20 protein-coding genes are annotated in these 20,703 nt (G+C 46.5%); 6 read left to right on the top strand and 14 right to left on the bottom strand.

Annotated elements, in window-relative coordinates:
• Window positions 1-8: 8 nt before the first annotated feature.
• On the top strand, window positions 9-1,946 hold the full coding sequence (locus E6W40_RS13440; protein ID WP_136605912.1) for a glycosyltransferase: 1,938 nt from the start codon (window positions 9-11) through the stop codon (window positions 1,944-1,946).
• 24 nt (window positions 1,947-1,970) lie between these two features.
• Entirely contained in the window at window positions 1,971-3,029 is a 1,059-nt protein-coding gene (locus E6W40_RS13445) for a glycosyltransferase (protein WP_136605913.1), read from the top strand.
• Window positions 3,030-3,065: 36 nt separating this feature from the next.
• Here E6W40_RS13445 and E6W40_RS13450 read toward each other — a convergent pair whose 3' ends face one another.
• Genes E6W40_RS13450 through E6W40_RS13465 form a run of 4 tightly spaced genes read right to left on the bottom strand, consistent with a single transcriptional unit; the run spans window position 3,066 to window position 6,876 of the window.
• Entirely contained in the window at window positions 3,066-3,833 is a 768-nt protein-coding gene (locus E6W40_RS13450; protein ID WP_136605914.1) for a class I SAM-dependent methyltransferase, read from the bottom strand.
• A 7-nt stretch (window positions 3,834-3,840) separates the two neighbouring features.
• Window positions 3,841-4,971, bottom strand: a complete 1,131-nt coding sequence (locus tag E6W40_RS13455) for a glycosyltransferase family 4 protein (RefSeq protein ID WP_136605915.1) — start codon at window positions 4,969-4,971, stop codon at window positions 3,841-3,843.
• Window positions 4,968-5,708 carry a glycosyltransferase gene (locus E6W40_RS13460; protein WP_136605916.1) on the bottom strand — a complete coding sequence of 247 codons (741 nt, stop codon included), beginning with the start codon at window positions 5,706-5,708 and terminating at the stop codon, window positions 4,968-4,970. The genes E6W40_RS13455 and E6W40_RS13460 overlap by 4 nt, the downstream gene beginning before the upstream one ends.
• The gene (locus E6W40_RS13465) at window positions 5,692-6,876 is read right to left on the bottom strand and encodes a tetratricopeptide repeat protein (protein ID WP_136605917.1); all 1,185 of its coding nucleotides are present in this window, start codon (window positions 6,874-6,876) and stop codon (window positions 5,692-5,694) included. The genes E6W40_RS13460 and E6W40_RS13465 overlap by 17 nt, the downstream gene beginning before the upstream one ends.
• A gap of 183 nt (window positions 6,877-7,059) precedes the next feature.
• On the opposite strand from E6W40_RS13465, the gene E6W40_RS13470 reads away from it, so the two are divergent.
• Window positions 7,060-7,851, top strand: coding sequence for a hypothetical protein (locus E6W40_RS13470; protein ID WP_136605918.1), 792 nt, complete (start codon window positions 7,060-7,062; stop codon window positions 7,849-7,851).
• Between the two features lie 56 nt (window positions 7,852-7,907).
• Here the strand turns inward: E6W40_RS13470 and E6W40_RS13475 are convergent, their stop codons facing one another.
• The 7 genes from E6W40_RS13475 to pdhA form a co-directional block, all read right to left on the bottom strand.
• A complete protein-coding gene (locus E6W40_RS13475) occupies window positions 7,908-9,395 on the bottom strand; it encodes a glutamate synthase subunit beta (RefSeq protein WP_136605919.1) in 1,488 nt (495 codons plus the stop codon).
• 168 nt (window positions 9,396-9,563) lie between these two features.
• Window positions 9,564-10,049: a dihydrofolate reductase gene (locus E6W40_RS13480; protein WP_136605920.1), complete on the bottom strand. Its 486-nt coding sequence runs from the start codon at window positions 10,047-10,049 to the stop codon at window positions 9,564-9,566.
• Between the two features lie 43 nt (window positions 10,050-10,092).
• Window positions 10,093-10,887 (bottom strand): thymidylate synthase, encoded by a 795-nt coding sequence (thyA, locus tag E6W40_RS13485; RefSeq protein ID WP_136605921.1) that lies wholly within the window; start codon window positions 10,885-10,887, stop codon window positions 10,093-10,095.
• Window positions 10,888-11,067: 180 nt separating this feature from the next.
• The gene (lpdA, locus tag E6W40_RS13490; protein ID WP_136605922.1) at window positions 11,068-12,489 is read right to left on the bottom strand and encodes a dihydrolipoyl dehydrogenase; all 1,422 of its coding nucleotides are present in this window, start codon (window positions 12,487-12,489) and stop codon (window positions 11,068-11,070) included.
• A 3-nt stretch (window positions 12,490-12,492) separates the two neighbouring features.
• The gene (locus tag E6W40_RS13495) at window positions 12,493-13,818 is read right to left on the bottom strand and encodes a dihydrolipoamide acetyltransferase family protein (protein WP_136605923.1); all 1,326 of its coding nucleotides are present in this window, start codon (window positions 13,816-13,818) and stop codon (window positions 12,493-12,495) included.
• 32 nt (window positions 13,819-13,850) lie between these two features.
• Complete coding sequence (locus E6W40_RS13500) at window positions 13,851-14,831, bottom strand: alpha-ketoacid dehydrogenase subunit beta (RefSeq protein WP_136605924.1); 981 nt, start codon at window positions 14,829-14,831, stop codon at window positions 13,851-13,853.
• 63 nt (window positions 14,832-14,894) lie between these two features.
• The gene (pdhA, locus tag E6W40_RS13505) at window positions 14,895-15,962 is read right to left on the bottom strand and encodes a pyruvate dehydrogenase (acetyl-transferring) E1 component subunit alpha (protein ID WP_136605925.1); all 1,068 of its coding nucleotides are present in this window, start codon (window positions 15,960-15,962) and stop codon (window positions 14,895-14,897) included.
• A gap of 259 nt (window positions 15,963-16,221) precedes the next feature.
• Between pdhA and E6W40_RS13510 the strand changes: the two genes are divergently transcribed.
• The gene (locus tag E6W40_RS13510) at window positions 16,222-16,953 is read left to right on the top strand and encodes an alpha/beta hydrolase (RefSeq protein ID WP_136605926.1); all 732 of its coding nucleotides are present in this window, start codon (window positions 16,222-16,224) and stop codon (window positions 16,951-16,953) included.
• A gap of 182 nt (window positions 16,954-17,135) precedes the next feature.
• Here the strand turns inward: E6W40_RS13510 and E6W40_RS13515 are convergent, their stop codons facing one another.
• Together E6W40_RS13515 and E6W40_RS13520 are read right to left on the bottom strand one after the other, a co-directional pair.
• The gene (locus E6W40_RS13515; protein ID WP_136605927.1) at window positions 17,136-17,600 is read right to left on the bottom strand and encodes a low molecular weight protein-tyrosine-phosphatase; all 465 of its coding nucleotides are present in this window, start codon (window positions 17,598-17,600) and stop codon (window positions 17,136-17,138) included.
• 25 nt (window positions 17,601-17,625) lie between these two features.
• Window positions 17,626-18,294: a trimeric intracellular cation channel family protein gene (locus tag E6W40_RS13520; protein ID WP_136605928.1), complete on the bottom strand. Its 669-nt coding sequence runs from the start codon at window positions 18,292-18,294 to the stop codon at window positions 17,626-17,628.
• 140 nt (window positions 18,295-18,434) lie between these two features.
• Here E6W40_RS13520 and E6W40_RS13525 point away from each other — a divergent pair, with 140 nt between their 5' ends.
• Together E6W40_RS13525 and E6W40_RS13530 are read left to right on the top strand one after the other, a co-directional pair.
• The gene (locus E6W40_RS13525) at window positions 18,435-19,076 is read left to right on the top strand and encodes a thiamine diphosphokinase (RefSeq protein WP_136605929.1); all 642 of its coding nucleotides are present in this window, start codon (window positions 18,435-18,437) and stop codon (window positions 19,074-19,076) included.
• Window positions 19,077-19,374: 298 nt separating this feature from the next.
• The gene (locus tag E6W40_RS13530) at window positions 19,375-19,899 is read left to right on the top strand and encodes a C40 family peptidase (RefSeq protein WP_136605930.1); all 525 of its coding nucleotides are present in this window, start codon (window positions 19,375-19,377) and stop codon (window positions 19,897-19,899) included.
• A gap of 66 nt (window positions 19,900-19,965) precedes the next feature.
• Here the strand turns inward: E6W40_RS13530 and E6W40_RS13535 are convergent, their stop codons facing one another.
• The gene (locus E6W40_RS13535) at window positions 19,966-20,691 is read right to left on the bottom strand and encodes a winged helix-turn-helix transcriptional regulator (RefSeq protein WP_211147006.1); all 726 of its coding nucleotides are present in this window, start codon (window positions 20,689-20,691) and stop codon (window positions 19,966-19,968) included.
• Window positions 20,692-20,703: the final 12 nt, after the last annotated feature.

The raw sequence follows: 20,703 nt of genomic DNA on the forward strand, positions 1-20,703 counted from the left end.
CGCACATCATGCCGCCCCAAGATATATCCCTTTGTATGATCGTTAAAAATGAAGAGAAGCATCTGGACCGATGCCTGCGTTCCGTACAGGAATGGGTCTCCGAAATCATTATTGGTGACACGGGTTCAACAGATCAAACCCAGTCCATCGCCATGAGATATGGAGCCCGTATTATTGAATTGGAGTGGAATAACGATTTTGCTGAGGCCAGAAACCGTGTACTGGATATGGCCACATGTTCCTGGATCTTGGTTCTGGATGCGGATGAAGAAGCCGATAATTGGAATGCGGATATGTTGTCTGGAATGCTGACGAGTGACGACCGCATTGCAGGCTTTTATATTCCACTGATTAGCTATTACGATACAATATCCGAAGAAGCCTATTTTACAGATTCCGTGTGCCGGCTATTCCGGAACCATCCTAATCTTCGTTTCCGCGGTGCCATTCATGAAAATGCTGCGGAGAGCGTTCTAGAGCTTACCCAGCATCCGATTCCGTATGCTCCATTACAAATCAAGCACTACGGCTACCTACAATCTGAAATTGATCAAAAAAATAAACACTTGCGCAATCTCGAGCTTATTCTGGCCTCCCTACAGCAAGATCCGTTGAATGTACAATTACGGTATGCGCTGGGAACGGAGTATTTTCAGGAAGGCCAATACGAAGAATCACTTAAGCATTTAATACCCGTATATGAACAAAACCCGGAATCCGGATTTATTTCCGATGTATATTTAAAAACTGCATATGCCCTGTATATGACAGAACACCATGAATTAGCTGAAGTCATAACTGACCAAGGGATAACAAACCATCCGGATTTTACGGATATGCTTGAACTCAAGGGCATACTGCTCTCACAGAAAGAAGCCTACGGCGAGGCATATGACTGGATGCTAAGAGCCTCTATCCAAGGTAAAGCCAAACCGATGTATTCCTCCACAGCCGGAAGCGGCACATACCGCACTTCATGGCTCTCCGGCAGGCTTTCAGAGAAATTACTGCACCCAGAACGGGCACTTTTTCATTATCAGCATGCTTTATTGCTTCATCCGGATTATTTGCCGGCCTGGGCAGATGCTCTACATTGCTCCCTCTTATCAGGTAACACGTTTCCGATGCTGGACTGGATCATTCCCCGTAATACCTCTATTTTGCAGGAACAGCTGGATCTCCTTATCCCAGCGGCTTTAAATGCTGGCAGAGAGGATTGGCTGGAATTCATCATGCAAACACGAGCGCTCACTGAGCAACGGCAGCTATGGATTACACTCATGCTTCGATATGCATCCGAGCCTGGCTGCTGCTTATACACGGAATTGCTGGACTCCTCCTCCTGCTGGCCCGAAGACCCCTTCTGGCTATCATATCTATGGTCTGCTGCCTGGAAAGCACAGGACTCCGATGCTGCAGGTCATGTAGACGAACAACTGCGGTTGATCCATTCGCCGCTTACATTGATACATGCTTATCTCACGGGCCGAAATCATGAACCCCCTTCCGAAAAAGACCTAGTCTCTGCGCTTCAGCTCCTTCTCCAGTGTCGAGCTTACCCGCAGGTTTATCAGCTGCTCAAGGCTTTTTATGAATATTCATCGTCTCTTTCGCTGCCCGCTTCCGTCATTGCAGGTCTGCTGTCTGCGCCGGTTCATGTACTCCATGCTTGGTGCTTGCAGTGGGGACAATCGTTTTCGATTGATAAACAGCGAATCCCTGCTCTAGAGGAAATTCTGCTCTACGCAACTATTGCCCAGCGATGTTCGTCCTCCGCCTGTCTGGACGCCGCAGCGATTCACCTCGGCAGCTATCCCCATAACACTTACGCGCTGGTCGCCAGAGCAGCCTGTCTAACAGAGAAATCAACACTCCGATATTCCATTCCTGTCAAATCTGGTATTCGCTTACCGCTGCTGCTTCGAGCTGCTACGATGCGGCCGTAACCATCCTTAAAGGAGGATCACCTGATGCCGGAACCATTAACGATGCCGCCCATACTATATCTCCCTTGTTTTGATTACCAGGTACACCGCCAGCGGCCGCAGCAGCTGCTCTACCATTTGAGCCTGCTTAGATTTAACGTTATATATTGTAATGTCACGCAAGACCGCGAACATCCCTTTGTCGTTCTAAACGATCATTTCGCGGTGTGTCAGGATGTCGAGGCACTGAACCTCCGTCAGCCTTATGTCATGTGGCTCACGCATGGCCCCTATGTCGATAGCCTTCCAAGCTTTAATACAAGTATGGTCATCTCCGATTTGGCTGACACAACAGAGGAGGAGTTTGCTCCTTTTGCCGCATGGGAGGACCGTAAAATTCAGGCTGCGGACATCGTGCTCTGCGCTTCGCAAATCATATACGAATCCACCGTCCCAAAACATCCGCAGATACATCTGGTCCGCAATGCAGCGGATTACACGCATTTCGCCCAAGCAGTACAGAAAACACCATTAACGATTCAGGATGAAAAGGATCTTAAGATATGTCGCACGACGGAGCCCGTGATTGGCTTTTGGGGCGCTGTCGCATCTTGGCTGGACTACTCATTAATCCGGATGCTGGCCGTGGAACGCCCTCATTATACCTTTGTTTTCATCGGTCAGATTACATGTAGAGGACCTGATTCACTTTCTGACCTTCCTAATGTTCATTGGCTTGGTAACAGGGAGTATGAAAGCCTTCCCTTGTATGCAAGTCATTTTGATGCAGCCATTATTCCGTTTGAGGTCCGCAAGGTAACGAGTGCAGCCAATCCAGTCAAAATGTATGAGTACATGGCTGCGGGACTGCCCGTGATCAGTACTGATTTGCCAGAAGTCAGCATGCAGAAGCATGTCCGAATTGGCCGTTCTCCTGCCCAGTTTCTCAGGCATCTGGATGAAGCGCTTCTTAAAGATCGTACCCCTGAATGGATTCAAGCACGACAGGACATCGCACAAACGGAAAGCTGGAGCCATCGCGCCGAGTTCATCAAGGAACGCATTATCGAAAAGTATCTGCTGAAATACGGAAGCTCCGGTTAAAAGGTATTTACCTTCAACCGGAGCTTCCTCACGTTTCTAGACTACTTTGCCATGTGTCAACAGCAGATAGCCTGGAAACAGCCGCTTTTCTTCTATTTCAAGGCTGCTGTACCAGTCCCTCAACCATGCTTTGACACTGCCACCATCCGGAATAAAGTCAATGAAATCTAAACTCTCCAAAAATCCGATTTCCCGCTCTTCAGCCAGCTGTATTCCAGCTTTGCTGAATGAGCCCTTTAGCGACTCAACAGGCATTTCCACACCATACGGCCATGAGCCTGCTTGCTCCGCAAATGCTTTACCCATACGGTAAGGCAAACAGCCGCTGTATGGGACAAGAACAACGATATGGCCTCCTGGCTTGGTAATACGGGCCATTTCCAGCAGGATGTTCACCTTTTCTTCATTCGAAAAATGCTCCAATACTCCGGCACTCCAGCATACATCATAGGCCTTATCGCCAAGCGGCATGGACCGGATATCGGATTGTATAAATTCAGCATTTCTATTTTTAAGCCTAAATGCCAGCTTAGACTGTTCCAGAGCCTGCTGCGCGTAATCGACCAGCGTAACCTCCGCACCTTCGATGGCCAATCGGAGTGATATTTTACCTGTACCAGATCCGGCCTCAATTATTCTTTTTCCATCAAACGGTCCGGTTGTCTCGAGCAGCGCATTCATCACCAGCTCACTTAAAGGATCCCAGCGGTAGGACACCCCTTTACTCCACAGCTTTTCCCAAATATGCTTCTGACCTTCCTCATGGTCTCTTCCGATCGTTTCTGAATTCCTTTTCACGTCCATGAGCGCCTCAAACCTCCAGTCCCAGATAGGAGCGCAATATTTCTCTCCACTTCTCTCTCCAAATGCGGATATCAAAAGCCCGGGTGACAGCCCTCGCATTGGCTCCAACATAATGACGCAACTCGGAATTCTCCACTAAGACTGCTATGGACTGATACAGCTCTTCTTCGGTAGGGGACACACAAAAGCCGTTATATCCATCAATGATGAGATCATTTAGTCCGCCAACATTCCCTGCTACAACCGGCAGACCGCAGCTCATGGCTTCAAGACAAGAATAAGAGGTCCCTTCGGAAAAAATGGTGGGTATCACCGCAATATCTGCTTTCTGATAAGCTTCATTCATCTCTTGAAAGGTATAACTTCGGTGAGTGATCCGCTCCTGGTAAGGACTGCTGTCCGTCCACTGACGGAACGCTTTCGTTATCAAATTGTTCTCAACGACCTCACCGGCAAATTCAATATGGACCTGAGGGTATTTTTGCAGCAACCGGTCTGCTACCAGCATCATCGGGACGATCCCTCGCTCCAGACTGATACGCCGCGGATAGACGATGTGGACTGGGTCTCCATGCTCCTCAAGCCCCCTCCACTTCGCCCCAGGCGTAAACCATGCGGTATCCACTGCATTGGGCAGCAGCATAATTTGGTCCGGATCAGGATACTGGCAAACCGCACGGCAAAAGGTCAGAAAGTGGGAATCTACCGATACGATTTTTTTCAAATATCCGAGAGCTTGCTGAATATTTCGACCGACCTCTGCTTTGTGTTCAGCCGATGCTGCATGATAGTCCCAATTGATTCCATGGCATATCCCTAAACTGCCTGATTTATATTCTATAGCCTCCCAAATAAAACTGGAGTATATGAGCGGGCCCTTCGCCTCCGCAGTCATCCGGTTAAACACCTCAATGCTGTCGCCTTGACTGCAGTTATAGCCATGCACACGGACCGGTCCGATTTCCTTCACAAAATCACCGCAATAAGAGAGCTGATGTATGACAGGCTTTCGTCCCAGGTCTGCGATAATCCCGCATATTTCATGCAAATAACGCTCCAATCCGCCGCCGTATATACGATTGATGTTGCCGTTATATGCATCAACAAAGCTATGGGTTAATATGCTGACTTCATTCATAGGTCTTCCTCTCTCCACTCCACAAGCGTCGGATGCTCATCCAGAATTGACTTGTATTGCTGTAAATCTCCCCAAATCCCATCCGGATCACGCTGCATATAGCGTTCGTATTTCTCCTCAAGCTGCTCGCGGCTGATGGCCCATCCATAATGTTTAACGCGCAGTTCCGCCAGAAATCCGGGGAGTGCGGCATAGCTGAGAGGAAGCCGCGGGACATGATGATCCATTTTCGGATAAAAATAATAATAGCCGGGAATGTACCTGACAAGTGTACGGGTGTGCCTGCGGTGTATTTGCCAGTGCTCATCTTCACGGAAATGGGTTGTACCTCCCCAAAAGTCAAATAGGCGAAAACCCACCCAGTCAAACTGATCCTGATCCATTAGATCCCTCATATAAGCTTTTGCTTTGTCCTCATATATTTCATCCGCATCTACGGATAATATCCAGTCCGGATCCGTTGAGCATGCGAGCTCCCAGAGCTGTTTGCGAAGAAGCCATTCCCTGTCAAAATGTGATTTTTGCAGCGTTAGCAGATGAGCAACCTTGGGAAATTCCCGGCATATTTTAACGGTTTGATCCGTGCTGGCATCATCCACGATGACGATGTCATCCACAAAGCTGCTCAGATCCTTCAGGACCTGCTCTAGCATTCTTCCCTCTTCATTACGTACCTGCATGATCGCAGTGAGCTTATTGTCTTTGGTTTTGCGCAGCTTCTTAAGATCCAGATCCATGATTCACTCTCTCCTTCAGCCGGTGATATGCCTGCTCCAGCAAATCCGTTTCAGCGAAGGACATTAAAATGTTCCAATCCTGAATCGATGCTCGCAGCAGCTCCGTTACCGCCTCATGTTTCCGGCCGCGCGTCCATAACAAAATGGCTCTGACTTGCTCTCTGGAAATTCCATTTTTATATAGAAGTTGATGTCGGTCCATCACATTCAACGCTTTCTCCCACATCCATTGCTCCAAATACATATCTGCGAGAAAATGAGCGGCCTCCTCCGAATCATCCCTTTCAACAGCTTCCTCTGCTCTTCGGTAATCTTCATTCACGCGATAAAGCTCAGCTTTTAAGAGCTCCAGACGTTCTTCTGCAGCCCATCGCTTCATCCTCGCCAGCGTTTCTTTCTCATGCGGCAGTACCGCCGTAATCGCATACGTATATACCGCCCGCTCTATCTCCCCTTGCTGCACTTCAATGGCTGAAAAGAAACGATAATGTGAATGCAGCGTTCCATGATGTTCTCTGAGGAGCATCATTTCAAAGGATTCCTGAAGTGCTTGGGCTGCTCCCGTATCCTCAAGAAAATACCAATAAGATGCCAGCAGGTAGCTGATTGTCTCATGCGGCCCCATCTGACGATGCAGCCGGGAATACACTTGTATTCTTTGCTCCCACTGCCTTCTCATTAATCCGTCCAATGAATTTCCCTGCGCCACATGTTCTACAAATAAATGAAGCAGAGCATGATTCTCTTCCGTCTCCTCATGTTCTCCATCCCACCAGTACAGATTTCTTCTCTGCAAGGATTGCTCCAGATATGTCTTTTCAGAAAGAGTTATCACCAGATCCGACGCCTCTGCTAACAAGCCGCTGTACTTATTCCAGGTTTGTTGGTCTTCTTCTACCGGACAAACGTCCATAATAAAAAGCACCTTGCTGAATCCGCCGCCAAGTGCCTGTTGAATCCAGAAAGGTGAACATACGACAGCAATATATTCGCTGCTCCCATTTACTTCCCACATGTCCATATTCATGAAGGTATAATCACACTCTACACTTTCATGTTCCGGGTTATTGCCTATAAAAATATATTTTTCACCTTCAGGCAGATGGTCTAGTATCTCTTTATATGCAAAGCTCTCCCAAGGCAAATTACCCAAAATCGCGTATTTCATAGGGTCACTCCCGACACCCGTATTTTCCGTGCTACATCATATGCTGCACCAAGGATCAAAGTGATTCGAAAAAGAATGCCCCTTTCTTGTTTCAGCCCTCAAAGCTTCTTGTTTCATTTCATATATTGATCTAAAAAGCATATTTTGAAGAATTCGATAATTCAGCGTAAAGGAGGGATCCACATGCCGGTGCTTACAACGGAGATTATCGCCAATGTGACACAAACATCAAGTCGCAGCTATTCTCAGTACTCGTTGATTCTGGTGAATAACTGCGGATTTACTGCAAATATATACCTTGAAGGCTTTAGTGTTGCCGGAACCAAAGAGATATTCGCCCAGGAAACGATAACCTTGCCCCCGAACGGAGTCGTAATTCGTGATTACCCCGCCTTTTTTGATTTTGCTCAATTCATTTATTACATCTCCATGAACAATGTAGCGGTGCAGATGTTTGCTGTTAACGAAGACAATGCTTATATAAAAATACCTATATCGCCAACAGACTCACGCCGCATTACTTCAGACTTTAGAAATAACATTACGCTCACAGCCAATGAACAAGCGGTAATCAGTTATCAAAGGGTTCCGGTTTTCATGCTTCCTGAACAGTTTGGCGCGGCAGTCTATGCACAAGGCGTTGAGATCATCTCCTCATTGCCCGTCCGTTATAAGCTGATCCAGGGAGGAACAGTGGATGGCAGATTTCAATACTTCCCAACACCAACAACATCTATACCCGCGGACAGTACAGCCCTACAAGTCAATTTCACTTGCACCACCGTCACAGGCGGGCAGGTAGTCTATGAAGGCCAAACCTATGGAGCATCAGAAGCTTACTTCAATGCCCTGATTCCTTTTGATGATAACAGGCTGGCCAATCTGCCTGAGCAGCAGACATTGACCCTAGTGGTAAGCGCCATGGATGGACCTGATCAAATTTACGTGACCTTCCGTATGTATGAGGAGTGGTAATTACAAGAAAAAAAAAGACCTCCCAAGAGGGAAGTCCTTCACTTATATAGCTTTCTTTACACGAGAACCGTGGAACCCATCAAGTATTTATCTACTTCGCGAGCAGCCTGACGTCCTTCATTAATGGCCCATACCACTAGACTTTGACCGCGGCGCATATCTCCAGCTGCAAATACTTTATCCACACTCGTCTGATACTTACCGTACGGTGCCTTCACATTGGAACGACGGTCCGTCTCCAACCCAAGCTGATTGACAATCGTTTGTTCCGGTCCGTCAAATCCGATGGCGATCAGAGCCATTTGTGCATCAAATACTTTTTCCGTACCTGGAATCGGCTGATAGATCTTACGTCCCGTCTCATCAACGATCCGTCTAATTTGAACCGTATGAAGCTCCTTTAAATTACCTTCCTCATCACCAACAAATTTGGTCGTCATGATGGAAAATTCACGTGGATCATTACCATATAACGCTTTAGCTTCTTCCTGAGCATAATCGAGCGTATAAACATTCGGGAACTGCGGCCATGGATTGTTGATCGGATCACGCTCAAGCGGAGCCATATCATGTGTACCGAATTGAGTGATGCTGCTACATCCATGACGGAGAGCCGTAGCCACACAGTCGGAACCGGTGTCACCACCGCCAATGACAATCACATCTTTACCTTCTGCGGAAATATATTGTCCATCAGACAATCCGGAGTCCAGCAGACTCTTGATGGTTCCGTTCAGATAATTCATAGCGTAATGGACACCTTTCAATTGACTGCCCTCAATATCGAATTCACGAGGTTTCGTGGCACCGCCGCATAAAACGACCGCATCATAATCGTCAACGAGTTGCTCTGAAGAGATATCTTTGCCAATTTCCGTGTTGGTAATAAAACGAATTCCTTCCGCAGCAAGCAGATCCACACGGCGCTGTACCACGGCTTTATCCAGCTTCATGGAAGGGATACCGTACATCAGTAGTCCTCCAATCCGGTCAGAACGCTCATAAACGGTGACGCTATGGCCTGCCTTGTTCAACTGGGCTGCGGTTGCAAGACCGGCAGGTCCAGAACCCACGACGGCAACACGTTTACCTGTACGTTTTTCAGGCGGATTCGGAACCACCCATCCCTCTTCAAAACCTTTATCGATGATAGCCTGTTCAATCGTCTTGATGGTTACCGGTTGGCCGATCAGACCCACTGTACAGGAGCCTTCGCAAGGAGCCGGGCAAATGCGGCCTGTAAACTCCGGAAAGTTATTGGTTTTGTGTAGACGTTCAAGAGCTTCTTTCCATAGGCCGCGGTATATCAAGTTATTCCATTCCGGTATCAGATTGTTTACAGGACAACCGGAGGTTCCCCCTGCCATGTCAATCCCTGTGTGACAATAAGGAGTACCACAATCCATACAGCGTGCACCCTGCGTTCGCAGTTCTTCCTCAGACAAATGCTTGTGGAATTCTTCCCAGTCTTTTATACGTTCAGCCGGTTCGCGGTCAGCCGGCAGCTGGCGGCTGTATTCCATAAAACCTGTTGGTGTAGACATGACGTGTTCCCCCATCCGTTCTTTTCCTGTTGATTCTATCAAATAACGACACCATGATATTTCAATTATAGTATCATCTTAATCTTTGAATATTAAATGGATTTTCCGAATAATTATTTGTATTATTTGACACGCTGCTTACATACGGATGAAAACTATTCATATAACCTACACTCGAATATACGTGCAAAAACGGTAATCATACGGGTTTTTTTCGTCCCGGATTCCTTGTACTTCCTGAACACATTTCCATTCAGACTCGTTGATTTCAGGAAAAAATGTATCCCCTTCAAATATTTCATCGATCTTCGTTACCACAAGACAGTCAGCGTTGGGAAGCAGTGCGCGGTAGATTTCCGAGCCACCAATAACCATTAATTCTTCTTCATTCCCAAGCCCGAGTGCTTCATCTATCGTATGAATAATCTGGGCGCCTGGTGCTGTATATTCAGGATCTCGCGTCAGAATGATATTCGTCCGGCCTGGAAGCGGTTTTCCGCCAAAGGACTCCCAGGTTTTCCGTCCCATCAGAACCTTTTTACCCATGGTTTGTTCTTTAAAAAAAGCCATATCCCTTGGCAGTCTCCAGGGAAGCCCGTTGTTACGCCCGATGACTCTGTTTTCGCCCATGGCCCAAATAAACGTCATGCTCATGCACGCCAGCTCCTTCTAATCGAAATGGTCAATGATTTGCCTATTAAATAGCTACCGGCGCTTTTATGCCCGGATGATGCTTATAATCAACAAATTCAAAATCTTCAAACTTATATTCAAAAATAGAATCCGGCTTACGCTTAATCAGCAATTCCGGAAGCTCATACGGTTCACGATCAAGCTGAGTCTTGACCTGCTCCAGATGATTTGAATAAATATGCACGTCGCCGCCTGACCAAACAAACTCGCCGGGCGTAAGTCCGCATTGCTGCGCCACCATATGCGTCAGAAGGGCGTAACAGGCAATGTTAAACGGAAGGCCGAGGAATGTATCTACCGAGCGCATGGTCAGCATACAGGACAGTTTCCCGTCCGCTACATAGAACTGGAACACAAAATGGCAAGGCGGAAGTTTCATCTGCTCAATTTCCGCTACATTCCATGCGCTGACAATATGTCTGCGTGAATCAGGGTTTTTCTTGATGGATTCAATGACATTGGCAATTTGATCAATATGCGTGCCGTCCGGTGCTTCCCAGTTGCGCCACTGCGATCCGTACACCGGTCCTAAATCCCCATTTTCATCGGCCCATTCATCCCAGATCGACACACCATTTTCCTTCAAATAACGAACATTGGTCTCACCGCTCAGAAACCATAGCAGCTCATGCACCACAGATTTAATATGAATCCGTTTGGTCGTCAAAAGAGGAAAGCCCTTGGAGAGATCAAATCTCAGCTGTCTGCCAAACACCGATATCGTCCCTGTTCCAGTCCGATCTTCTTTTGGTGTTCCATTTTCCATAATGTCTTCCATTAACTCCAGGTAATTTCGCAAGTTTCGTCCACCCTTTCGTTCTCCGTATCTATCTATCTCAAAAAATCCTTGTTACTAGTTTACCATGCTCCCAACTCCTGAGAAATAGCTAAATAAAACCTTCCTTCTGGATGGAACAAAAAAACAAGAGCCCTGCTTACGCAAGGCTCTTGTTCAGATACTGCATTTATTCAAACCTAATTATTTGCGTGGTGCAATAACATGGATTGGGTTGCCAAGAGCAAGCTCGGCAGTTTCCATTACGATCTCACCAAGTGTTGGATGCGCATGAATCGTCAGGGCGATATCCTCAAGGGTCGCACCCATCTCGATAGCCAGACCCAGCTCAGCAATCAGGTTGGAAGCTTCGATACCTGCAATGTGGCATCCAAGAACCAGCTGAGTTTCTTCGTCAAAGATCATTTTGACAAAACCGTCAGGATTGTTCAGGGACAGCGCACGACCGTTACCCGCAAATGGGAACTTCGCAGCTTTCGCTTTGTAACCTTTTTCTTTAGCTTCTTTTTCCGTGTAACCTACGCTAGCGCACTCAGGATCTACGAATGCAACGGCAGGAACGACTTTGTAGTCCACAACAGACGGCTCTCCGGAGATTGCCTCTGCTGCCACTTTACCTTCGTAAGAAGCTTTGTGAGCCAGTGCAGGACCAGCAACGATGTCACCGATAGCAAAGATGTTTGGTTTATTCGTACGACCTTGATGGTCAACTTTCACGAGACCACGGTCAGTCATTTCGATACCAACCAAATCCAGACCCAGGTCTCCGTCCGTATTAGGACGACGTCCAACGGTTACGAGCAGGTAGTCTGCTGTAACTTCTTTGGTTTCGCCGCCAACAGAATATTTAACGGTTACGTCTTTATCTGTTTGCTCAGCACTTTCTGCTTTTGCATTCGTGATAATTTCAACGCCAGTCTTCGTCATGTTCTTCACAACGAGCTTGGTCATGTCCGGATCGAATCCGTTCAGAATCGTATCCAAGCCTTCAAGAATGGTCACTTTCGTACCAAATTTGGAGAACATTTGACCCAGTTCCGCACCGATATAGCCACCGCCAATAACAACAAGGCTCTTCGGAATCTCAGGCAGGCTCAAAGCCTCTGTGGACGACATGATGCGTCCGCCAAAAGGAAATGCCTTAAGCTCGATTGGACGGGAACCCGTTGCAATGATGCAATGCTTGAAGCGGTAACGTGGAGATTCATGCTCATTGAAGCAGCGTGCTTCATTTTCACTGATGAACATGCATTCGCCGTTGAAAACTTCGACCTTATTGCCTTTCAAGAGACCAGCAACGCCGCCGGTCAGCTTTTTGACAACACTGTTTTTGAATTCTTGGGTTTTCGTGAAATCCACTTTTACATTCTCAGCAGTCACGCCGAAAGCTTCGCCATGCTTTGCAGACTCATATTGGTGAGCCGCAGCGATCAGCGCTTTGGAAGGAATACAGCCGCGGTTCAAACACACGCCGCCAACTTCGGATTTGTCCACGATGATGACTTTTTGACCCAGCTGTGCAGCACGAATTGCTGCAACATAACCGCCGGGGCCAGCACCTATAACTAATGTATCGATATCGAGAGAAGCGTCGCCTACTACCATATCTTACACCTCCATAACCAGCAGCTCAGGATTGTTGAGCAGTGATTTAATGTAATTCATAAAGTGTTGTGCAGTTGCGCCATCGATGATGCGATGGTCAAAGCTCAGGGACAATGCCATTACAGGAGCGGCAACAATTTCACCGTTCTTCACGACAGGTTTTTCAGAGATACGTCCGGTACCGAGGATTGCAACTTCAGGGAAGTTGATGATCGGAGTAAAGAACATACCGCCGGCAGAACCGATGTTAGTAATGGAAATCGTGCTGCCCTTCATTTCGTTAGGAGTCAGCTTGCCATCACGGCCGCGTGCTGCCAGATCACGAATGCTGTCAGCGATCATCCAGATGCTCTTACGATCGGCATCCTTGATAACCGGAACGATCAGACCGTTGTCTGTATCTGTTGCGATACCGATATTGTAGTACTTCTTGTACACAATTTCGTTGTTCTCTTCGTCGATCATCGCGTTCAAAGCAGGGAATTGGCGGGAAGCCGCAACCAGAGCTTTCACGATGAAAGGCAGATAAGTGACCTTCGTGCCTTTTTTCTCAGCGATTGGTTTCATGCGCGTACGGAATGCAACCAGCTCAGTAACATCCACTTCATCCATGATGGTAACATGAGGTGCAGTGTAAGCCGATTTAACCATCGCATTGGAGATCGCTTTACGAATACCCTTAAACGGTACGCGTTCTTCTTCTGCACGTGGATCCACGGCTGCAGAAGACGCTGCGGACGATGCCGCTGGAGCAGCTTTCTCTTCGCTTTGCGTAGCCGGAGCCGAAGTCTGGCCTCCACCATTTTTGAAGGATTCAACATCTTCTTTTGTGATTTTGCCGTTATTTCCGGAACCATTCACTTGAGTGATGTCGATGCCTTGTTCGCGGGCAAATTTGCGTACGCTAGGCGTAGCAAGTACTTCTTTGTTTGGAGCGGCTGGAGCCGAAGCATTCTTCTCTCCGCCTTCTTTGGCTTCTTCAGGGCTGCTTTGTGCAGGGGAAGAAGTGGTATCCGCACTGCCTTTAGCTGCATCCGCTTCCTGGGAACCATGGTCGCCAGCTGGAGCTTCCTGTTCAGGAACTTCGCCTTCTGCATCAATAATAGCAACGATTTCGCCGACGCGGCATACCTGTCCGTCCTTTGTCAGAACTTCCTGCACTGTACCGTTAACTGGGCAAGGAACCTCTACAACCGCCTTGTCGTTTTGTACTTCCATGATGATGTCATCGTCTGTTACTTTATCGCCTGGTTTGATGTGCATTTTAATAATTTCGCCTTCATGCAAACCTTCTCCCAGTTCAGGGAACCGATATTCAAATTTTGCCACCTTTACTACCTCCTATCAAATGACTGCTTTTCTTAGAATTCCATGACTTTGTTGACTGCAGCAATTACCCGAGCCGGTGTAGGAAGCCATGTATCTTCGATTTGTGCAAAAGGATATACGGTGTCGGGACCCGCTACGCGGAGGACAGGCGCTTCCAGATGCAAAATGGCCTTCTCGTTGATTTGTGCAATCACTTCTGCGGCAACGCCGGAAGTTTTTTGCGCTTCCTGAACCACGATTGCACGGTTCGTTTTCTTAACGGATGCCACGATTGTATCAATATCCAAAGGATTCAACGTACGCAGATCAATCACTTCGGCTTTAATGCCGCTGGTCTTCTCGAGCTCTTCAGCCGCTTTTGTTGCCGTATGAACCATCATGCCATAAGTAATAATGGTTACATCAGAACCTTCACGCACCACGTTAGCTTTACCAAGCTCAACGACATAATCCTCTTCAGGAACTTCAGCGCGGAAAGCATGGTACAAATTCAAATGCTCCATAAAGAAGACAGGATCGTTGTCGCGAATCGCGGCAATCAGAAGGCCTTTGGCATCATAAGGATTCGAAGGCACTACCACTTTAATACCCGGAGTTTGGATAGCCAAACCTTCAAGGGAATCTGTGTGCAGCTCAGCTGCTTTTACGCCGCCGCCGAAAGGTGTACGGAACACGATTGGAGCGTTATAGCGACCGCCGGAACGGTAACGCATACGCGCTGCCTGAACGAACATTTGGTCCAGAGCTTCATAAATAAATCCGACGAACTGGATTTCAGCCACAGGACGGAAGCCTTGAATACCAAGACCTACTGCCATCCCGCCAATCGCGGACTCAGCAAGCGGTGTATCAAAGATACGTTCCTCGCCAAATTCCTTTTGCAGGCCTTCCGTTGCACGGAACACACCGCCGACATTACCTACGTCTTCACCAAACACAATGACGTTAGGATCACGTTTCATTTCCACGCGCATCGCATCGCGGATTGCTTCTTTCATATTCATTTGTGCCATTGCTTCTTTTCCTCCTTAAACATTCACTGTTCACGTTGCTTGAGCATTACTTTTTCAATCGATTTATTGGAAATCAGCTTTTTGTTCTTCCAAATGTTTCGGGGTTTGCTCGAACATGCTGTCGATCAAGCCAGGAACCGTCATTTTAGCAGTCTGTTCTGCTTTTTTGATCTCTTCGTTCACTTTCGCTTTGGCTTCATCTTTTACGCGGGCAGTGTCTTCATCAGACCACAGGCCTTTTTTCTCCAGATATTTAGCCATGCGAGTAATCGGATCCTTTTCGTTCCATTCGCCTTCTTCATCCTTCGTACGGTACTTGGTAGCATCGTCAGACAAGGAGTGAGGACGGAAACGGTAAGTCACAGCTTCGATCAAAGTAGCGCCTTCGCCTTTACGGGCAAGCTCTGCAGCTTCCTGAACAGCACTAATGACAGCAAGCACGTCCATACCGTCGATTTTTACACCGCGGATACCGGCTGCTACTGCTTTGTGGGCAATAGACAATGCTGCTGTTTGTTTTGCGAAAGGAGTCGTGATGGCATAACCGTTATTTTGTACAAAGAAAATGACTGGCAGTTTGAAGCGTCCAGCGTAGTTCAGACCTTCATAGAAGTCACCTTCCGAAGAACCGCCGTCACCTGTATAAGTGATAGCAACTTGCTTTTGTTTTTTCAGTTTGAAGCCCATAGCAATACCCATCGCATGCAGGATTTGCGCACCGATGATAATTTGCGGCATCAGAACATTGACGCCTTCAGGAATTTCCCCACCATGCTGGTGTCCACGGGAATACAGGAATGCTTGGTACAGTGGCAATCCATGCCATACGATTTGCGGCATATCACGGTAGCCCGGACATACAAAATCTTCTTTTTCAAGAGCGTATTCACTGCCGACCATCGTTGCTTCTTGTCCAGATACCGGAGCATAGAAACCAAGACGTCCTTGACGGCCCAGGTTCACGGCACGATCATCCCAAGTACGGGTAAATACCATGCGGTACATAATTTCTTTTAACTGATCATCAGTAAGGTTAGGCATTTTATCTTTGTTAATGATTTCACCTTCGGGAGAGAGCACGGAAAGAGCTTCGACTTCCTCGGTATACACTTCATAAGGCACCTTGCTCATTATCTTCACCTCAACAAAAAAATTTGAATATCAAGTGCTGCTGTTATAGAATTATTATACACCTGTTTTATTCGATTCGTCAAAGACATTGCGGATAAAATTTCAGAATAACTGAGTTTTGTATATATAACAGTGTGATGATTATCATATAACAGTTCTGAAAAGTTTGACAGGATCGTGAACTTTACCACATGATGGGTTATCTGAATGAAATAGCTTTTTCAGCCTAAAAAATCAACTGTGAGAAGGATGAATATTCATGACAGATTCGAAGTATCTAAAGCGCACTATTAATAAAGAACAAATGGACAGTCGCTTTCTGAACGAAACGCGCAACCTTCGGGTATACCTGCCGCCAGGCTACAATGAAATTTTGAGCTATCCAGTCGTTTACTGCCAGGACGGAGAAGAATTTTTTAATTTTGGCCGAATTGCGACTACAGCCAATCATTTGATCCTGGATGGCGATGCAGAGCCTTTTATAATAGTAGGTGTTGAAGTCGACACCTCGATCCGCACGGAAGAATATGCTCCTTTTGGAAGCCGCTTTGAAGCCTACACCCGCTGCTTTGCAGAAGAGATTATTCCCTTCATTGAAGCGAAATATCCTGTACGCAAGGAAGCTTCCGAACGTGTTCTGGCCGGTGACTCATTGGGCGGCAGCGTATCGCTCCATCTGGCCATTCGTTATCCGGAGCTCTTTGAGCGTATTATCAGCTTGTCCGGTGCGTACTATCCCGCTTCCCAGGACATTTACGAAGCTCAGGACGATTTGTCCAGGCTCGATGTCTTTATGATTGTCGGTCTGCAGGAAACGGCTTTTGAAACGGATCATGGCGTTCATAACTTTGTCGAATTAAATCGTCAAACCCGGGAATTACTGCTGGATCGCGGTGCAAAAGTTCAATATGCCGAAAAAGACGGCAAGCATATTTGGGGCTTCTGGCAAAAAGAGCTGCCTGATGCGCTTATGTATTTTTTACACGCCTAGTCCCGAATTAAACATAATAAAGGTGAGCCCAATGACAAGCATGTATGCCCTTCAGCAGAAGAATGTCGATGGTTCACCTTTTTTGTTTGATCAAATGATTGCGTTTTAATTGTTTTTCCGAAAAAAGGCACCATTCGTGCCCATTTTCATCAAAGGAGAATACTCCCCCCAATTTATTACTATTATAGCTTTTCTGTTTTAATCTTGTCCAAAAGCTTTTGGCAGCCTGCATCCATCAATTCGTATACCTGCTCGAAGTTTCCGGTATAGTACGGATCAGGCACTTCCTTGAGCTCATGCCCGGGCAGCAAATCCATAAATCTGATCAGACTCTCCTCTTTTGCACCAGGAAGAGATTTAACATTACTCCAGTTGCTATTATCCATGCATACGATGTATTCGAATTGCTCAAAATCAGCGCTAGCGAACTGTCGAGCAATCATGCCCTCATAGCTGATTTGATGCTGGTCAAGCAAATCACGCGTACCTTGATGAGGCGTATGTCCAATATGCCAGTCACCTGTACCGGCGGAATCCACCTGAATGCTTCTTTCCAATCCTGCCTCTTTAACCTTATACCTCATTATGGCTTCTGCCATAGGTGAACGACAAATATTCCCCAGACAAACAAATAGTACAGATACCATGTTGAATGTATGCCTCCTTCTCCAATTATGCTGTCTTCCGGTTGTGTTTGCCTTTGTGGTTGCCCTTTACGGATAGACCGGTTGAAGAAGACATGTGCAGCATGCGCCGCGGAAGCTTCCATTTATAGAAGACGGAAAACATACGGAGCATAACAATGACAGCAAATAAAAGAACCGCCTGCCATGTCGTATGAATCCAGTTCAAACCGATCACCACACCGGCGATCATAGCCCATACCGCGTAGATTTCATCCCGAAGCACGAGCGGCTTGCGACCAGCCAAAAGATCTCGGATAATCCCTCCGCCAACCCCTGTCATTACTGCAGCCACCGCCACAGCCGACAACGGATGATGCATATTGGCTGCGTACAGAGCTCCCTGGATTGCGAAAGCGGACAGCCCAATTGCATCAAACCAAGCTTCCGTTCGCTTCCAATGCTTGATCCAGCCTAGAGGAAGCAGAAATGCAATGATGACTGACAAAATCGCCAGTTTAATCAGCAGTCCTTGGCTCCAAAGCGTCGTTACGGGAACACCGATCAATACATTACGAATGACCCCGCCTCCAAAAGCCGTGACAAGTCCCAGCACCAGTATGCCCAGGATGTCGTATTCTTCCTCCATGGCGACAAAGGCACCTGACATCGCAAAAGCAATTGTCCCGATGATGCTGAAAATTTCAAAAGCATGCATGTCCAATTTCTCTCTAACCTCTCCCCTATCATATGTCTTTCCTATTGTAGTCGCGGCTGGCTAAATTGTGCAACTATGTTTTCTCATTTATACTGGAGTAACGATCTAATAGGAACGAATTGGATTTAGGGGGAATCAAAATGAACCAGAAACGCGTCATTATTTTTTCAGGGGGAGAGCTGCACCCTCAATATATACAGGAGATCCAGCCTGGTGATTATATCATTGGTGCTGACAAGGGAGCACTATATCTCATCCGTCACGATATCAAGCCTGATCTGGCTGTTGGAGACTTTGATTCAATATCACCACAGGAATTGAAGCATGTCAGAGCGGAATCCGGAAGAATCGTCGAATGTGACCCGGTTGATAAAAACTTAACGGATACGGAGCTAGCCTTTGAAATGGCCATTCGGGAGCAGCCTGATTTCATCATGCTCGTGGGAGGCACAGGAACGAGGATGGATCATACCCTTGCCAATGTCCAGATGTTGAACCGTGCGCTCCAGCATCATATTGAGTGTGCCATCATGGATCAAAACAATTACATTACATTAACTGGCTCTAAAATAGAGGTACGGGATCTCGGTTACAAATACGTTTCTCTGCTCCCGATGACTCCAGAGGTAACCGGTATTACGCTCGAAGGATTCCAGTATCCACTCGAAAATGCCACATTAAAAATCGGGGAGTCCCTCGGAATCAGCAATGTGCTGCAGGAATCGGTTGGCCGGGTGAGCATTACGAGTGGACTTTTACTCGTCATTCAAAGCAATGACTAGAGTATCTTCCGGATGAAAACCATACGGAATTAACATTTCAAATTAGGTATCAATACGATTTTGTTACTAAATGATTGTCTCTAAAAAACCCTTGTCTATCAAGGGTTTTTCTTGTTTTTACAGCTTGCTGCATATCTAGTTCTTAATTTTTTGTAACTTTTAATGGTTTTTTAATAAAAGGGAAAAAACCCTAGCACTGCAAGGGTTTGATAGGTGCTATCCATAATTTAGGGAGTTACAAAACTGTTATACTCGGAAACGAGCCTGAAAGAAAACGAAATTTGGAGGTCATACAAACATGAATCAAAAACAACTAATCCAAAAACTAGTAGCCGTAGGGTTATGTGCATCGATAGGTTTTACTGCGATGATGGCAACCGGAGCAACAGTGACGGAAGCATCCTCATCTAAATCCGTATCCGCATCATCCGCTACTTCTTCTAAAGGAACGTCTGTTGTGAATTATGGTAAAAAATTTATGGGTACACCTTATAAATTCGGAGCATCTACCAGTACAACAAAAGTATTCGATTGCTCCTCATTCATGAAATATATCTTTGGTAAATACGGTGTTAAACTTCCACGTACGTCCGTAGCACAATCCAAAGTCGGCGTCGCTGTCTCGAAATCCAACCTTAAACCAGGCGATCTCGTGTTTTTCTCCAGCGGTAGCAGAGCAAACGGTAAAAACGTAACTCATGTCGCAGTGTATGCAGGCAACGGTAAAATCCTGCACACTTACGGTTCCCCTGGCGTAACAATCTCTAATCTGAACTCAGGTAACTGGAAGAGAACTTACTTGAAAGCACGCCGGGTACTTTAGTAAAGCCGTATGATTTAGTAAATTAAATACTTTAATGAATAGTGGGAAGGCGATAAGTTTAGGGACTTATTCGCCTTCTTTTATTATATAACCCACTCCGCGTACGGATTGAATCAGTTTTTTACTGAAACCTTTATCCATTTTTGTACGAAGATGCCGGATGTATACATCCACCACATTGGTCCCCATGAGAAAATCATAATCCCAGACTTTCTTCAAAATCTCCTCGCGTGTACATACCCGGTTCGCATGCCTCGCCAAATATAACAATAAATCAAATTCTTTGACCGTCAATGATATCTCTTTATCATCTCTGCTTGCCTTCCGGCTTCCCGGATCAATAACTAAATCACCAATGATAACTTTTTGATTGTTTCGCTCATTTTCAATATGAAAAATCCCAAGCAAATTCCGAATTCTTGCCAGCAGCTCACTGCCCTGGATTGATTTCGGCACGACATCATTCGCCCCGGCCCTAAGTCCCTCAATGACAGCTTCCGTATTATGATTTTCTTCGAAAAGGATGATTGGAAAAGGCCTGTCCCCTTGCTCTCTAAGCAGTGCTTTTATAAATTTATGTAATGAACCTGCTGTATGTTCCGAACGTTTCAGCAGCAGCATGTCGATGCTATGCTCATTAATGTCTCTTATGGCTTTGTGCTCATTTGGAACGACGGTTATTTCAAATCCATCCTGAAGAAGGATATCCATTAAACCCGCATCTTTCAAAAAGTTTCCAATTACTAAAAGCTTTTCTTGCATGGTTTCACCCGATTTCACGTTAAAGTCCATTGGCAGATACTT

This window comes from Paenibacillus dokdonensis (assembly GCF_004916975.1).
GTDB classification, from domain to species: domain Bacteria; phylum Bacillota; class Bacilli; order Paenibacillales; family Paenibacillaceae; genus Paenibacillus_AQ; species Paenibacillus_AQ dokdonensis.

Excerpts from the sequence above, each read along its gene's own strand:
- E6W40_RS13440 (WP_136605912.1), top strand. The coding sequence starts at position 9 with ATGCCGCCCCAAGATATATCCCTTTGTATGATCGTTAAAAATGAAGAG.
- E6W40_RS13445 (WP_136605913.1), top strand. The coding sequence starts at position 1,971 with ATGCCGGAACCATTAACGATGCCGCCCATACTATATCTCCCTTGTTTT.
- E6W40_RS13450 (WP_136605914.1), bottom strand. The coding sequence starts at position 3,833 with ATGGACGTGAAAAGGAATTCAGAAACGATCGGAAGAGACCATGAGGAA.
- E6W40_RS13455 (WP_136605915.1), bottom strand. The coding sequence starts at position 4,971 with ATGAATGAAGTCAGCATATTAACCCATAGCTTTGTTGATGCATATAAC.
- E6W40_RS13460 (WP_136605916.1), bottom strand. The coding sequence starts at position 5,708 with ATGGATCTGGATCTTAAGAAGCTGCGCAAAACCAAAGACAATAAGCTC.
- E6W40_RS13465 (WP_136605917.1), bottom strand. The coding sequence starts at position 6,876 with ATGAAATACGCGATTTTGGGTAATTTGCCTTGGGAGAGCTTTGCATAT.
- E6W40_RS13470 (WP_136605918.1), top strand. The coding sequence starts at position 7,060 with ATGCCGGTGCTTACAACGGAGATTATCGCCAATGTGACACAAACATCA.
- E6W40_RS13475 (WP_136605919.1), bottom strand. The coding sequence starts at position 9,395 with ATGTCTACACCAACAGGTTTTATGGAATACAGCCGCCAGCTGCCGGCT.
- E6W40_RS13480 (WP_136605920.1), bottom strand. The coding sequence starts at position 10,049 with ATGAGCATGACGTTTATTTGGGCCATGGGCGAAAACAGAGTCATCGGG.
- lpdA (WP_136605922.1), bottom strand. The coding sequence starts at position 12,489 with ATGGTAGTAGGCGACGCTTCTCTCGATATCGATACATTAGTTATAGGT.
- E6W40_RS13500 (WP_136605924.1), bottom strand. The coding sequence starts at position 14,831 with ATGGCACAAATGAATATGAAAGAAGCAATCCGCGATGCGATGCGCGTG.
- pdhA (WP_136605925.1), bottom strand. The coding sequence starts at position 15,962 with ATGAGCAAGGTGCCTTATGAAGTGTATACCGAGGAAGTCGAAGCTCTT.
- E6W40_RS13510 (WP_136605926.1), top strand. The coding sequence starts at position 16,222 with ATGACAGATTCGAAGTATCTAAAGCGCACTATTAATAAAGAACAAATG.
- E6W40_RS13515 (WP_136605927.1), bottom strand. The coding sequence starts at position 17,600 with ATGGTATCTGTACTATTTGTTTGTCTGGGGAATATTTGTCGTTCACCT.
- E6W40_RS13520 (WP_136605928.1), bottom strand. The coding sequence starts at position 18,294 with ATGCATGCTTTTGAAATTTTCAGCATCATCGGGACAATTGCTTTTGCG.
- E6W40_RS13525 (WP_136605929.1), top strand. The coding sequence starts at position 18,435 with ATGAACCAGAAACGCGTCATTATTTTTTCAGGGGGAGAGCTGCACCCT.
- E6W40_RS13530 (WP_136605930.1), top strand. The coding sequence starts at position 19,375 with ATGAATCAAAAACAACTAATCCAAAAACTAGTAGCCGTAGGGTTATGT.
- E6W40_RS13535 (WP_211147006.1), bottom strand. The coding sequence starts at position 20,691 with ATGGACTTTAACGTGAAATCGGGTGAAACCATGCAAGAAAAGCTTTTA.